11 protein-coding genes and 1 pseudogene are annotated in these 12,774 nt (G+C 54.8%); 8 read left to right on the top strand and 4 right to left on the bottom strand.

From position 1 onward, the window contains the following. Positions 1–360: 360 nt before the first annotated feature. On the bottom strand, positions 361–492 hold the full coding sequence (locus tag FKP33_RS27685; protein WP_258313436.1) for a hypothetical protein: 132 nt from the start codon (positions 490–492) through the stop codon (positions 361–363). A 3-nt stretch (positions 493–495) separates the two neighbouring features. Here FKP33_RS27685 and FKP33_RS12010 point away from each other — a divergent pair, with 3 nt between their 5' ends. Together FKP33_RS12010 and FKP33_RS12005 are read left to right on the top strand one after the other, a co-directional pair. Beyond that, entirely contained in the window at positions 496–912 is a 417-nt protein-coding gene (locus FKP33_RS12010) for a hypothetical protein (RefSeq protein ID WP_181410127.1), read from the top strand. A 222-nt stretch (positions 913–1,134) separates the two neighbouring features. Further along, complete coding sequence (locus FKP33_RS12005) at positions 1,135–2,106, top strand: NAD(P)/FAD-dependent oxidoreductase (protein ID WP_141335174.1); 972 nt, start codon at positions 1,135–1,137, stop codon at positions 2,104–2,106. Here the strand turns inward: FKP33_RS12005 and FKP33_RS12000 are convergent. After that, the gene (locus FKP33_RS12000) at positions 2,090–2,896 is read right to left on the bottom strand and encodes a DUF2161 domain-containing phosphodiesterase (RefSeq protein ID WP_127608287.1); all 807 of its coding nucleotides are present in this window, start codon (positions 2,894–2,896) and stop codon (positions 2,090–2,092) included. The genes FKP33_RS12005 and FKP33_RS12000 overlap by 17 nt on opposite strands. 238 nt (positions 2,897–3,134) lie before the next feature. Between FKP33_RS12000 and FKP33_RS11995 the strand changes: the two genes are divergently transcribed. Then, positions 3,135–5,030, top strand: coding sequence for a PrkA family serine protein kinase (locus FKP33_RS11995; RefSeq protein WP_141335172.1), 1,896 nt, complete (start codon positions 3,135–3,137; stop codon positions 5,028–5,030). 72 nt (positions 5,031–5,102) lie between these two features. Here FKP33_RS11995 and FKP33_RS11990 read toward each other — a convergent pair whose 3' ends face one another. After that, entirely contained in the window at positions 5,103–6,647 is a 1,545-nt protein-coding gene (locus FKP33_RS11990; RefSeq protein ID WP_141335170.1) for an ATP-binding protein, read from the bottom strand. 222 nt (positions 6,648–6,869) lie between these two features. Here FKP33_RS11990 and FKP33_RS11985 point away from each other — a divergent pair, with 222 nt between their 5' ends. The 3 genes and pseudogenes from FKP33_RS11985 (at position 6,870) to FKP33_RS11975 (ending at position 8,882) form a co-directional block, all read left to right on the top strand. Continuing rightward, the gene (locus FKP33_RS11985; RefSeq protein WP_141335168.1) at positions 6,870–7,634 is read left to right on the top strand and encodes a tyrosine-protein phosphatase; all 765 of its coding nucleotides are present in this window, start codon (positions 6,870–6,872) and stop codon (positions 7,632–7,634) included. A 101-nt stretch (positions 7,635–7,735) separates the two neighbouring features. Further along, positions 7,736–8,023, top strand: a pseudogene (locus tag FKP33_RS11980) (transposase); the annotation flags it as partial. 58 nt (positions 8,024–8,081) lie between these two features. Continuing rightward, the gene (locus FKP33_RS11975) at positions 8,082–8,882 is read left to right on the top strand and encodes a class I SAM-dependent methyltransferase (protein WP_054797555.1); all 801 of its coding nucleotides are present in this window, start codon (positions 8,082–8,084) and stop codon (positions 8,880–8,882) included. Between the two features lie 30 nt (positions 8,883–8,912). Here the strand turns inward: FKP33_RS11975 and FKP33_RS27145 are convergent, their stop codons facing one another. Next, on the bottom strand, positions 8,913–9,077 hold the full coding sequence (locus tag FKP33_RS27145) for a hypothetical protein (protein ID WP_155614492.1): 165 nt from the start codon (positions 9,075–9,077) through the stop codon (positions 8,913–8,915). Positions 9,078–9,346: 269 nt separating this feature from the next. Here FKP33_RS27145 and FKP33_RS11970 point away from each other — a divergent pair, with 269 nt between their 5' ends. After that, a complete protein-coding gene (locus FKP33_RS11970; protein WP_181410126.1) occupies positions 9,347–11,239 on the top strand; it encodes a DUF2334 domain-containing protein in 1,893 nt (630 codons plus the stop codon). A 77-nt stretch (positions 11,240–11,316) separates the two neighbouring features. Beyond that, positions 11,317–12,681, top strand: a complete 1,365-nt coding sequence (locus FKP33_RS11965; RefSeq protein ID WP_141335164.1) for an MATE family efflux transporter — start codon at positions 11,317–11,319, stop codon at positions 12,679–12,681. Positions 12,682–12,774: the final 93 nt, after the last annotated feature.

Here is a 12,774-nt window from a genome sequence, read left to right as displayed (position 1 = left end):
TCGATTCAAAGACACCGGTCCGGTTACAGGACCGGTGTCTTTTGCAATCCATTCGGGAGAGTTTCCGGGAAATAACTGCGCATCATATAAGAGAAAGAGGCAGGCGCCCGATTATGCGCTCAAACGTCGCGAGAAAGCGGTTTTTACGGCTTCACTTCCGGAGCGGAGACTAGAGCCGGCGTCGTACGAACGGTACGCGCCCCGGTTTGCTGCAGGCGAGACTTGGAGCGGCGGTTGAGGCGGGCGTATCGCTATTCATCCACTTTGCTTTCAGTTCGGAGCTTCCATGTTCGGTGTCTTTCTTTACCTGTGGCGGTTGACCGAAAGTATGGCCATTAACGGCATCTATTACGCAGTTAACTACACTTCCGTTATTTTCTCATTCATCATCGGGGGGGGCAGATCAAGCAAAATGATCGCATGGTCGGTTACCGTATCGGAATCGGCATGCATGCCGTCTTTTATTTGTCCGTCGTGTTTACGGGAGAACATCTCGTGAATTACTATCTCCTGTTCGCTGTCTGCAACGGGATTGCAAGCGCTTTCTATTGCGTCGGTTATTTGACGCTCGTGTATGACGTATCGACCGATACGAACCGGATCCGGTGGATCAGCCGGCCAAGCGTGAACGTTATCGTATTAATCGCCAGATACATGGTGGGGAACGCAGGCATTGAAGTGCTGCCCTGGGTACTGCTCGGCAGCTCCGCGCTGCAAATCGCGCTGTACGGGTTGATCGAGGCGGATCGCGTTCCGGAACCTTCGCATCGCACACGACGGAGGGGTAAGGCCGGAGAGGCTGGAGAATATATGGCAAGTTTACCTCCCGCGGTACTGTTTTTCCTTTTGATGGTGATAGTAAAACTTCTCGCTTTGCCAAGAGCCTTTCCGTTTATAAATGTTTTTCATTAAGCGATGGTACATCCACATAAGCGTTCGAAGCAAGATGACCCCTCCTATACAAATGACTCCTACCAATTTAGTGTACATTAAAAACTGGAAATAGGCCAATTTACCTAATTATAAAGTTTAGATTAGGCTTTTAGGTCTACGTGAAGCATCATGCATGGAATGTCCATCCTTATGGGGAAACTAGTTTGTAACTGAACGGGGAGAGGAAGGAGCATTCTGCTTATGTACGATTGCATCATTGTCGGCGGAGGGTTTGCCGGGCTTCAAGCGGCGATTCAGCTAGGCCGTTACGGCCACCGCGTCAAGGTTGTGGACAAGGGTTACGGCAGGTCAACGCTGTGCCGCAGCTACCGGAACCTCATCGGTTGGCCGGACGGCGTCTCCGGACAGGAGCTGCGGCGTCTCGGACAGCTCCAGGCGCAGCGGTTAGGGGTGGAGTTCGTGCAGGATGAAGCGCTTGCCGCCGCGCGCGACGGGGAGACGTTCGAGGTCGCCTTATACGGCGGTGGGAGCGGCGGGGTCCTGAAGGGCAGAACGCTGCTGATCGCGACAGGCATTGCCGACCGCTATCCGGCCTTACCCGGATTGGAAGAGAGGCTCGGTTATAGCGTGTATGTATGCCCGGATTGCGACGGCTACGAGACGGTCGGCAGACGAACGATCGTGATGGGGGCGGGCGAAGCCGGCTCCGGGATGGCGCTCGCGCTGAAGTATTGGTGCGATGATCTGGTGTATGTCAATCATGAACGGAAGGCGATAGGCAGCGCGCATAGGGGAAAGCTCGAGGAGCTTGGCATTGCATACGTGGAGGCGGAGATTGCTGAAGTCTTAGGAAACGGAAGTTCGGAAGAGGGAGCCTTCGGCGGCGTTCGTTTAACGACGGGCGAGACGATACAGGGAGAACGGGGATTCATCGCCTTCGGCGGGAACAGGGTTCACTCCGATTGGGCGGTCTCGCTCGGCATCGAGCGGATGGAGAACAAACACATCGTCACCGACCCGCGAACGAAAATGACCCAGGTGCCCGGCGTATGGGCGGCCGGAGACATCGGCGTGCATGCCGAGCAATCGGTCATCGCCATGGGCGAAGGGTCGCAAGCCGCGATTTGGATTCACAAGGAGCTGCTCAAGCGGGGAGCCCGACGGCACATTCAGGTTGAAGCGCAGGGCTGCGCGGTCACACGGAGCCGCTGAGGCTGCCGATAGGTTCGGCTGCAGCTTCGTTCGTTTCCCCGGTTAGGGGGACGGGTTCCAGCCGGAATGCCTGGACGACATGAGCGTACGTCAGCAGCGCTTCCTCGCCCTGCGGGGTGAGCTGGTATACGCCTCGTTCCACGCGTTGAAACCACAAGTACACGTTCTTCTGGAGCATGGCGGCCGAACGGCTGTTTCCGGTCATGTCGCGCAGCTTGCGCGGAGACATCGGTCCGTACTGCCTTAGCAGTGCGGCGAGGTGCAGCGATTTCTCGCGATACGCGGTCACGAGCTTGCGCTTCGAGCTCCCGCCAACGTTGTAATCGCCCTGTCGTTCGCGGAACTCCTGCTCCAGCTTGCCGGCCGCATATTTGCTCGTTCTGGGCCTCCGTCCGTTTCCGGCGCTCAGCCGGCCTTCGGCCGCTTCGGGCGGATGACATTCAACCTCGACGCGAGGTTTTTTTGTTTTGTAGAACTGCACGGTCATCATCCCGAGCCCGAGCATGCCGCATAAGGTTCGAAGCTCGGGCCAGCTTGCGCGGTGAGGCGCTCTGCCTTTGTCCGGCTTCTCGAAGGCGACGTAGACGGTGCGAGACATCCGCAGCCGGTCGATGGCTTGCAGCAGCAGCGGAATCGAGAAGCTTCGCTTCAGCTCTACGATTAGCGGCGGCTCGTCGCCGCGGATCGCGACCAAATCGCAGTGGCGCACCTCGCCCCGCACCTCATAGCCGAGCTGCTCCAGGTAAGTTTTGACGGGGGCATACAGCTCGGTTTCGCTTTTGATCGCCACTCGGGTCCGCACTCCTTCCATCGGTTGTTAACTACAGCCATTATAGGCCATATCCAACAATTTGTCTAAAAATTTCGGTCAACTTCGTCCGCTTTCCTGCATAGGTATTTAATACACTTCGGATTACTGAAAGAGGGTTCCCGATGTCGATCCAAAGGATGTTGTTGCTGCCCTTATCCTGTACCGATGCTCATGAAAGCTGGTTTTGCGCCGCAAAGCCCGGAGGAGGTTATGAATCATGAACATATTCAAGAAAATCGCCGATTATCGCACGGAAACCGAAAGACTGGCATGGACCGGTACCTTCGCCGATTACCTGGAGAAGCTCCGCGACAATCCTCGACTTGCCATGACGGCTCATGCGCGCGTGTATGAAATGATCGCCTCTCATGGAATTGTAGAGGAGAATGGGCATCGAAAATATCAATTTTTTGAGAAAGAAATTTTCGGGCTCAATCATCCGATCGAGAAATTGGTCGAGGAATACTTTCATTCGGCGGCAAGACGTCTGGACGTCCGCAAACGCATCTTGCTGCTGATGGGACCTGTCAGCGGGGGGAAATCGACAATCGTCACGATACTTAAGCGCGGGCTGGAGCGATATTCGCGCACCGACGAAGGCGCCGTCTTCGCGATCAAGGGCTGCCCGATGCATGAGGAGCCGCTGCACCTGATTCCGCTGGAGCTTCGGCCGGATGTGGAGCGGGAGTTCGGCGTGAAGATTGAGGGCAACCTTTGCCCGTCGTGCCAAATTCGGGTTCGGGAGGAATATGGGGGGCGCATCGAGGACGTGCTGGTGGAGCGGGTGCTTATTTCCGAGGACACCCGGACAGGGATCGGGACGTTCAGTCCTTCCGATCCGAAGTCGCAGGACATTGCGGATTTGACGGGCAGCATCGACTTCTCCACGATTACGGAGTTCGGCTCCGAATCGGATCCGCGCGCATACCGTTTCGACGGAGAGCTGAACAAGGCGAACCGGGGGTTAATGGAGTTCCAGGAAATGCTGAAGTGCGACGAGAAATTTTTGTGGAACCTGCTTTCCTTGACGCAAGAAGGCAACTTTAAAGCGGGGCGGTTTGCGTTAATATCGGCGGATGAGCTTATCGTGGCGCACACGAACGAATCCGAGTACAAGTCGTTCATTGCGAACAAGAAGAACGAAGCGCTTCAGTCGCGTATGATCGTCATGCCGATCCCGTACAACCTGAAGGTATCGGAAGAGGAGAAAATATATGGGAAGCTGATCCAGCAGAGTGACATGAAACACGTACATATCGCTCCGCATTCGCTGCGGGCGGCGGCGATCTTCTCGATTTTGACGCGCTTGAAGGAATCGAAGAAGCAGGGGATGGACCTCGTCAAGAAGATGCGCATGTATGACGGGCAAGAAGTCGAGGGCTACAAGGATGCCGATTTGAAGGAGATGCAGAACGAATTTCTGGAGGAAGGCATGACCGGGATCGACCCGCGTTATGTCATCAACCGCATCTCCAGCGCCTTGATACGTCACGACCTGGAGTTCATTAACGCACTTGACGTGCTTCGCGCGCTGAAGGACGGTCTCGATCAGCATCCTTCGATTACGAAGGATGAGCGTGAACGGTACTTGAACTTCATCTCGATCGCGCGCAAAGAGTACGACGAGCTGGCGAAGAAGGAAGTGCAGAAGGCGTTCGTGTACTCGTTCGACGAGTCGGCCAAGACGCTGTTCAACAACTACCTCGACAACATTGAAGCTTACTGCAACTGGGGGAAAATTAAAGACCCGCTGACCGGCGAGGAGATGGACCCGGACGAGAGGCTGATGCGATCGATCGAGGAGCAGATCGGCATTTCGGAGAATGCGAAGAAGGCGTTCCGCGAAGAGATTTTGATCCGCATGTCCACGTACTCCCGCAAGGGGCGGCGGTTCGATTACAGCAGCCACGAGCGGCTGCGCGAGGCGATTGAGAAGAAGCTGTTCACCGATCTGAAGGATATCGTGAAAATTACGACGTCCACCAAGACGCCGGATGAAAATCAATTGAAACGGATCAACGAAGTGATCAAGCGGCTTGTGGAAGAACACGGGTACACGACAGCCTCTGCTAACGAGCTGCTGCGTTATGTGGGAAGCCTGCTGAACCGATAGTCCTGCCGGCGTTACAACGGAAAAGCCTGCCGAAACCTTGTGAGGTATCGGCAGGCTTTTCTCATGAGGGTGCTAACAAGAAGCGGAATCAGCCGCGGGCATATAAATCTCAACCGTCGTCCCTTTTCCGACTTCGCTGAATATTTTCATTTTGCCCCCGTGGCTTTCGATGATTTTGAACGTGACCATCAGGCCGAGGCCTGTGCCTTTCTCCTTCGTCGTATAGAACGGCTCGCCCAATCTCGGAATGCGATCCTCCGGAATCCCGCAGCCCTGGTCGGTGAAACGCATCAGGACATAACCGTCCTCTTGTTTTTTGAATTGAATGCGGATTTCGCCGCCTTCTTCCATGGAATCTACCGAGTTGTTCAAAATATTGATGAACACCTGCTTGATTTGATTCTCGTCGCAATTGATGAGCGGCACGTCGTGATCCGTTTCGGTGACAATATTGACGTTATGGATAATGGCTTGGGAACCGATCAAGAGTATCGTATTGTGCAAAATAACGGCCGCATCCTTCGGCTGGAACTTGACCGATTGCGGCTTGGCGATGACGAGAAATTCGCTGACGATAAAGTTGATGCGTTCGAGCTCCTCCATCATGATGTTGAAGTAGTTGTCGAACCCGGCTACCCGGGATTGCATCAACTGTACGAACCCTTTGAGCGAAGTCAGCGGATTACGGATTTCGTGCGCGACACCGGCCGCGAGTTGTCCGACGATGGACAGCTTCTCCGAACGGATGAGCATTTCTTCCGCGCGTTTGCGTTCGCTGATGTCCTGGCCGATCATATAGACGCCTGCGATCTGTTTGCCTACGAAGATCGGGAAGTTCAATACGCTCAGCTCGACCAGCCGGTCCTCATTTTTGTGCCGGAACGAAAGCTCGTAATGAGGGGTCGCGCCTTTCAGCGTTTCGAAGAAGCTCTGCGACCAACGGGCGTAATGTTCCGGAACAAGCAGCGTATCGATCGTTTTGTGAAGCAAATCTTTCTCCGTATAGCCGGCAACGGCGAACATCGCCGGGTTTACGCTGGTGATGTGCCCGCTCAAATTGAGCGAGCAGATCGGATCGGGGTTATGCTCGAACAACGATTTATACCGCAGCTCGCTTTCTTCGAGCAGAATCTCGGCTTTTTTTTTCTCGTAAAGCGCTTTAATCATCGCATATGAACGGGCAAACCGATAGTCTTCTTCCTGCGCCAAGATCGTTTCGAAGATGTCGTCGTCCTCTTCAGGGATGCCGTGATCCAGATCTTTCATCTTGCGTAAGAGATTGATGAGGTTGGTGACATGTTCGCCTTGTATCCATGCCGCCGATGCGGTCTTGTAGGAGGTGGAGGAGCCGGTTTGCAGTTTGACGACGCCTTTGCGCGGATCATATTCTTTCACATGGTTCATGTTCACGACGTTCATCTGATCGATCAAACGAAAGCCTTCTTCGAACAGACACTCTTCGAAAGCTTCGAGGGAGGCAGCCCAATAAAATTTATCGTTCGCGGTATGAACGATGTATTCTTTATCTCGGATGCTTTCGATCTTCACGACTTCATCCGACGGAATGATCAGAATATCGGAGCTTCTTTTATCACGAACAACTGGAATTTTCTGCATGAAATGAGATCACCTGCCTGTCGCATTCATTTCATTATAACATGGATGGTAGTAACGTAACAGTTCACAGTCATTCATTATACTGCTTGTCGATTTGTGAAGTAAATCCCAACATTGAAATGGTGCGAAAATTCACAGAAAACGCGAATGACAAACGTGTTCCCGAACCTCTATAATTAATTATGCAATAAAGAATGATATGAAGGTAGGGAGAATGGAAACTTGATTGATATACATACGCATATACTGCCCGGTATCGACGATGGCGCTGCGGACGAGCGTCAAGCCCTTCTCATGGCTCAAGCGGCCGAGAAGGAAGGCATACATACCCTCATCGCTACACCTCATCATTATAACGGAAAATACACGAACCCCGGCGGTCAAGTTCGCCATGACGTCGCTAAGCTGAACACGCTGCTGGAGGAGAACGCTATATCCGTCAAGGTGCTTGCCGGCCAAGAGGTGCGGATTCACCGGGAACTGCTGGACGAGCTGCAGTCCGGCCATGCGATTACTTTGCATGATACCGCTTATCTGCTCCTTGAGCTGCCGTCCGCCGACGTGCCTGCTTACACGGAAGAAATGATTCATGAGCTGAGGCTCATGAACCGCATTCCGATCATCGCCCACCCGGAACGCAACGCGGTTCTTGCCGCATCTCCCGATAAGCTGGCCCGCCTCATCGATCTGGGCGCCCTGGCCCAGCTTACGTCCCATTCCGTCAACGGCGCCTTCGGCCGCAAGCTGCAGAAGCTATGCTTCGCTTGGTGCGAGCAAGGCCTGGCTCACTTTATCTCATCCGACGCTCACAATGTCGACAGCCGGGCGTTCGCCCTTCGTCAGGCCTATTCGCTGGTGGCTGAGCAATGCGGGGAGGCCAAGGTGGACTATTTCACAGAAAATGCGAGAAGAATCATTCATAATGAAGAAGTCCCGGTGCTTGCGCCACAAGCGCATAAGAAGAAATGGTGGAGCTTCTGGTCATAGCGGCGTAGTTCCCGTGAACTAAAAAAACGTTTAGATTTAACAATATTTATTGACCGACTTAAACGTTTGGTCGTCCCCATAATACTGGTCGGGTTGACCGCTTTAAGATTCGACTCAGCGGCCCCAAGCTCGGCAGACCATCAAAACAGCAAAGCGATGGCGATTGTAGGCAAGAGCGGCAGGATGCCGCACAGCGTAATGCGATCGAAGGAAAGTTTGGAGAAGGAAAACGCAAATTGGGACTCGGTCGCATTCGCGCACGCGGCGCCGAAACCAGTTTAACCGTCATCGCCCTTCAGTTTCTGGTCATGAATCTGGAGCGGCGGCTGCGGGCTCTCTTATTGTTTTTTTTCAGACTGTTTGGGTTCAGTGTCTTACGTTGGGCGTAGACTGGAACGAATCTTGTTCAGCAAACCCTAATATAGAAAAAGGAAGGGGCTGAAAGCCATGACCAAGAAAACGGGGAAGCCGGCGGCCGGGCAGCAATGGAATGCCGAGCACTATGACAAGCAAATCGGGTTTGTGTCGGAGCTGGGGAAAGGTTTGATTGCGTTGTTGAAGGCGCAGGCGGGGGAGCGGATTCTGGACCTGGGCTGCGGGACGGGGGATTTGGCCTATGAGATTGCGCAGATGGGGGCGCATTGCGTAGGGATCGATTATTCACAAGAGATGATCGATAAGGCACGGAGTAAATACCCCGGTGTACGGTTTGAGCAAGCGGATGGCCAAGCGTTTCGGTTGAAGGATGGCGAGCAGCCCTATGATGCGGTATTCTCGAATGCGGCGCTGCATTGGATGAAGCGTCCGGAGCAGGTAGCGGAGTCGGTATGGTTGGCTCTGCGGCCTGGGGGGCGGTTTGTGGCTGAATTCGGCGGAGCCGGGAATGTGGAAACTATTTTCTGTGCGGTCCGTGATACGGTAAAGACATATGGTATCGACGCCGGTGAGCGGGACCCATGGTATTTTCCGACGATTGGCGAATATGCTTCGATATTGGAGAATCAGGGCTTTCAAGTAGGGTATGCGGAATTGTATGATCGGCCCACACGCTTAAGCGATGGGGAGCAGGGGATGCGGCATTGGTTGAAAGCTTTTGCCGGTGTGTTCTTTGAAGGCTTGACGGAAAAAGAGAAAGAGGAAGCGGCCGATCGCTGTGTGCAATTGGTAAAACCCGTCCTCTATGAGGGCGGGCAGTGGATGGCCGATTACCGGAGGATCCGGGTGCATGCCATGAGGCCGTGGCGGTGATGAAGCTCAGGTAGAAGTTTGTAATGAAGTTTAGTCTCGCAGGCTTAAGAAGGAGACGCGGTTTTCCAGCGACGACATCCGTTCTTCCATCGCGGCGAGCATCTGCTCGAGTTCGGCAAAGCCTTCGTCGATACCGGCGTATTTATGGCGAATATCCAATAATTCTTGAGTTATAGATTGGAGATTGTTTTCCATCTTTTTATCCTCCTGACGGATTACATCCGAATGAAAGTTATATTATAATAGATTCGACTAGTTCTTTAGATTTTAGTCGGTCGTTTACAAATAATTCCATGCCCGCAGGTGAATGCCTGCGGGCTGCTTCTATATACCAATCTAATCTATGAAATAGATTTGGGGCGTTACTAGTTTCAAAGAGGAATTGTTAACAGTGGAAGCGGTTTATATATGAGCAACTTGTCGACTACGTGCATGGGTGCAGTCAGAGAGGGGTTATCATCCGAGTGTTTACTTTCCGTACGATGCCATGGTTACGCTTATTTGTATCCATATTGTTACTAGGTTCTGTATTTACCGCTTACCATATGGCGGGTGTGCAAGGGGAGGCGCGCATTCCGCCCTTTGTTCTGATCCGTCTGGAGGACGTCGGACCGGGAGGACAGTACGGGTCCATAGAGCAGCTCGGGAAGCTGCGGGCCGTGCTTGAGTATTTGCAGGAACAGCACGTGGCCTATCATATCGCCCTAATTCCCAGATGGATCGACTACCCGAAGGACGGCCCTGCTTACGATGTGAGACTGGATCAAGCAGATCATCCGTATGTAGCGGCATTCCAAAAGGTCGTCAAGGATGCGCTTTCGTCGGGAGCCATCGTCGGCATGCATGGCTATACGCATCAAGTCGGACAAAGCCGCAGGGATGACGGGCACCATGAATCCGGTATCGGCAACGAGTTCGACGTGGCGGATGTGGCGGAGACGCAGACGAAAGCTTTTGCCGAGGAGCGGATGCGGGAGGGGCTGGCTATTTTTCGCAATGCCGGCATTACACCGCAGTTTTGGGAGGCGCCCCACTATCATACGACAGCGGCGCAGGATGAAGTGTTTCGCTCGTACTTCGGCTTGCAGTATCAGTCCGAGGTTCAAGCGCATCGTAACGCGCCTGCGGCTATTTATATGAATGGAAGAAATGAAGGATCGACTTTGGGGGCGGCCTACGTGCCGACGCCTTTTGATTACATCCCTTCTAACAAGGATGAGCGGGTGATCCTGGACCGTCTTGGCAAATCGGACAACATTGGCTCGTTCTTCTATCATCCGTTCCTGGAGTTCAAGTCGCTGATACCGGTAACCGACGAAGAGGGCGATCAACTGTATCGGGACGGGCTTCCGGTATACCGCTACCCCGATAAAAATGTCAGCGTGCTGCAGAAGCTCGTAGCCGGCTTGAAGGCGAAAGGGTATGCTTTTTATTCCATACAAGATTACGTGCCTTTCACCCCGGCTCAGCATGTAACGGCTGCTGACGGTTCGCTCTCCCGCTTGCTGCTCGGTGATGCGGACGGCGACGGGCAGGTGGACCGGATCGATTGGAATGAGCGCAATGGGGACGTCTCCGTGACGTTGGGAAGGTATCAGGGAGTACGGAACGAGCAGCCGGGCCAGGCCGCGAAGTGGGGACGTATGGCTTATAAGAAGGGGGCAGCGGCGGCGGTCAGCGGCAGAGACGAGAAGGGCCCGTGCAGCGTCTGGAAAGCCGATCCGAACGGGAAGCTGGAGTGGTATGCAGCCAGCGGCGGGCGGTTCGAGCCGTCCGGCAGTTGGACGATCGATGCACGCGCTTGGGATAGCTTATACACGCTGCCGCTTGCCGGAGGCGATCTGCTGGTAGCCGGTTTGACTCAGGAGCGCCGGGAGCTGTATGGTTGGCTTCTCCATAAGGACGAGATGAGGCCGTTGAAGCCTTACAAGCTGCGAAGCGAGCTGCGTTCGGAGCTTCAGGCAAGACGCGAGAGCGGCGGGACGTTGTTCGCGGCTAAGGACGGCGCTTCCGCAGGGATCGAGTTTAAGCCGGATACGCAAAAGCTCGAGTGGACGGCAGCCCGGGCCGGTCTTGACTTGCCGAACGAGGAAGGGAAGCTGCGGTTCGGCGATTATAACGGGGACGGGCTCGAGGATGTGTTCCGCTGGAATAGCCGGACGATGACGGGGACGGTGTATTTGCGCACGAATGAGGCAGGGTGGAAGCTGTTGTCCGGGTTCGGCCCTTGGGGAGTGCCCGGCGCGGAGCCGAAGCTGTGGATTGCCGACGCCGACGGCAACGGAAAAAGCGATCTGGCGCTTCAAGACGGCAAGAGCGGCGACTTGGACGTTGCGCTGTCTTTTATCCGTCAGTAAGACTTGACCTTGTTCCTTTCCGGTTTTTCAGGCAAAATGGAGATGTACGCGAAGACGGAAAGGAAATGGACTTCTATATGAAAAGTTGGCTTCAGCAGTTTACGCAGCATTGGAAAGTGATTCTGGGGCTGGCGCTCCCTTCCATTATTTCGTTCGCGTCGGGTACCGTGACCGGTACGATCAATTTATTAATGGTGGGGCCCATGGGGGCGCTCGTCATTGCGGTGGTCGGCGTGTCCAATATTGTGGCCTACAACGCCTGGGCGCTATGTTCGGGCTTCGGGCATTCGGTCAATTATTTAGTGGCGCAAAATTACGGCGCCGGGCAAATGGATCAAGCGGTACGGCGCACGTACACGGCCTTATATGTCGGTTCGGCGGTCGCTCTGCTGGCGGCTATCGTCGGGCTGCTGCTGCCGGGCTCGATTCTCCGCTTGATGGGCGGTTCGCCCGAGCTGGTCGGGGCTGGCGCCGATTATTTGCGTTTCAGGTTGTTTGCGGTGGCGTGTTTTACGGTCAGCTTCGTCCTGCACGGATTTTTTCGCGGGGTGGGCGACACGCGGACACCGATGGTGATGTCACTTGTGGCGAACGGCTCGATGATCTTTTTTACCTATACGTTGACGTACGGGCACTGGGGATTCCCGGAGCTTGGGCTTCGGGGAGCGGGGCTGGCCGTTCTGATCGGAGAGGCGCTCAGTCTGATCGGCAGCGCATATGTGTTCTTGGTGCCGATGCATCGCAGGTTTGTGACCCGCAGACGTATTCGGCTGGAGCGGGCCGAGTCGAAGCTGCTGCTGGTGGAAAGCGGAAAGCTGGGCATGCAGGAGATGGCGATGTCGCTCGCGATGTTCGTCTTCACCATGTTCGTTACGCGTCTGGGCACCGAAGCGCTTGCGGCCAATGAGATCGCGCTGAACGTGATGGGGCTTGGCTTTATGCCGGCATTCGCTTTCGGGGCGACGGCGACGATCCTGGTCGGTCAAGAGATCGGCCGTGGCCAGCCGCGCTTGGCGCGCCGGTTGGGTACGGATGTCGCCGTGCTCGGCAGTTTGTTCCTGCTCGTGCTGGGGACGGTCGAGTTTTTCTTCGCGGTGCCGATCGCCCGGCTGTATGCGTCCGACCCGGCCGTCTATGAGTTGGCGGGTCGCCTCCTGATGATCTCCGCGTATTTGCAGCTGTTCGACGGGGTGTTGAACTATTATGCCGGGGCGCTGCGTGGACTCGGCGATACGACGTTCCTGCTGCGGGCGTCGCTCGTGCTCAATTGGCTTGTGTTCATCCCGCTTGCCTATGTGCTGACCTTCACGCTGGAGCTTGGAAGTACCGGAGCGTGGCTGTCGCTCTATATATTCTTAACGCTGATCGCGTTGGCGTTATGCATTCGTTTCTACCGTACCGACTGGGATACAGTCACGGTGAAGCAGCCGAGCCATGTGTAAGGCGGAGCAAGGACGAGCGGGTATCCGATCCGGCTGCGCGGAAGAAGCTCGCGACCGGCGTCCTTGACGGCATCCGTAACTATTTCAATATCC

It is taken from the genome of Paenibacillus sp. tmac-D7 (assembly GCF_006519665.1).
In the GTDB taxonomy this organism is placed as follows: Bacteria; Bacillota; Bacilli; order Paenibacillales; family NBRC-103111; genus Paenibacillus_G; species Paenibacillus_G validus.
This window is presented reverse-complemented; position numbering and strand designations above follow the sequence as displayed.

What these genes read in the sequence shown, in the direction of transcription:
- FKP33_RS27145 (WP_155614492.1), bottom strand. Translation starts at nt 9,077, where the DNA reads ATGGAAAACAATCTCCAATCTATAACTCAAGAATTATTGGATATTCGC.
- FKP33_RS11965 (WP_141335164.1), top strand. Translation starts at nt 11,317, where the DNA reads ATGAAAAGTTGGCTTCAGCAGTTTACGCAGCATTGGAAAGTGATTCTG.
- FKP33_RS11975 (WP_054797555.1), top strand. Translation starts at nt 8,082, where the DNA reads ATGACCAAGAAAACGGGGAAGCCGGCGGCCGGGCAGCAATGGAATGCC.
- FKP33_RS11995 (WP_141335172.1), top strand. Translation starts at nt 3,135, where the DNA reads ATGAACATATTCAAGAAAATCGCCGATTATCGCACGGAAACCGAAAGA.
- FKP33_RS11990 (WP_141335170.1), bottom strand. Translation starts at nt 6,647, where the DNA reads ATGCAGAAAATTCCAGTTGTTCGTGATAAAAGAAGCTCCGATATTCTG.
- FKP33_RS12005 (WP_141335174.1), top strand. Translation starts at nt 1,135, where the DNA reads ATGTACGATTGCATCATTGTCGGCGGAGGGTTTGCCGGGCTTCAAGCG.
- FKP33_RS27685 (WP_258313436.1), bottom strand. Translation starts at nt 492, where the DNA reads ATGTTCTCCCGTAAACACGACGGACAAATAAAAGACGGCATGCATGCC.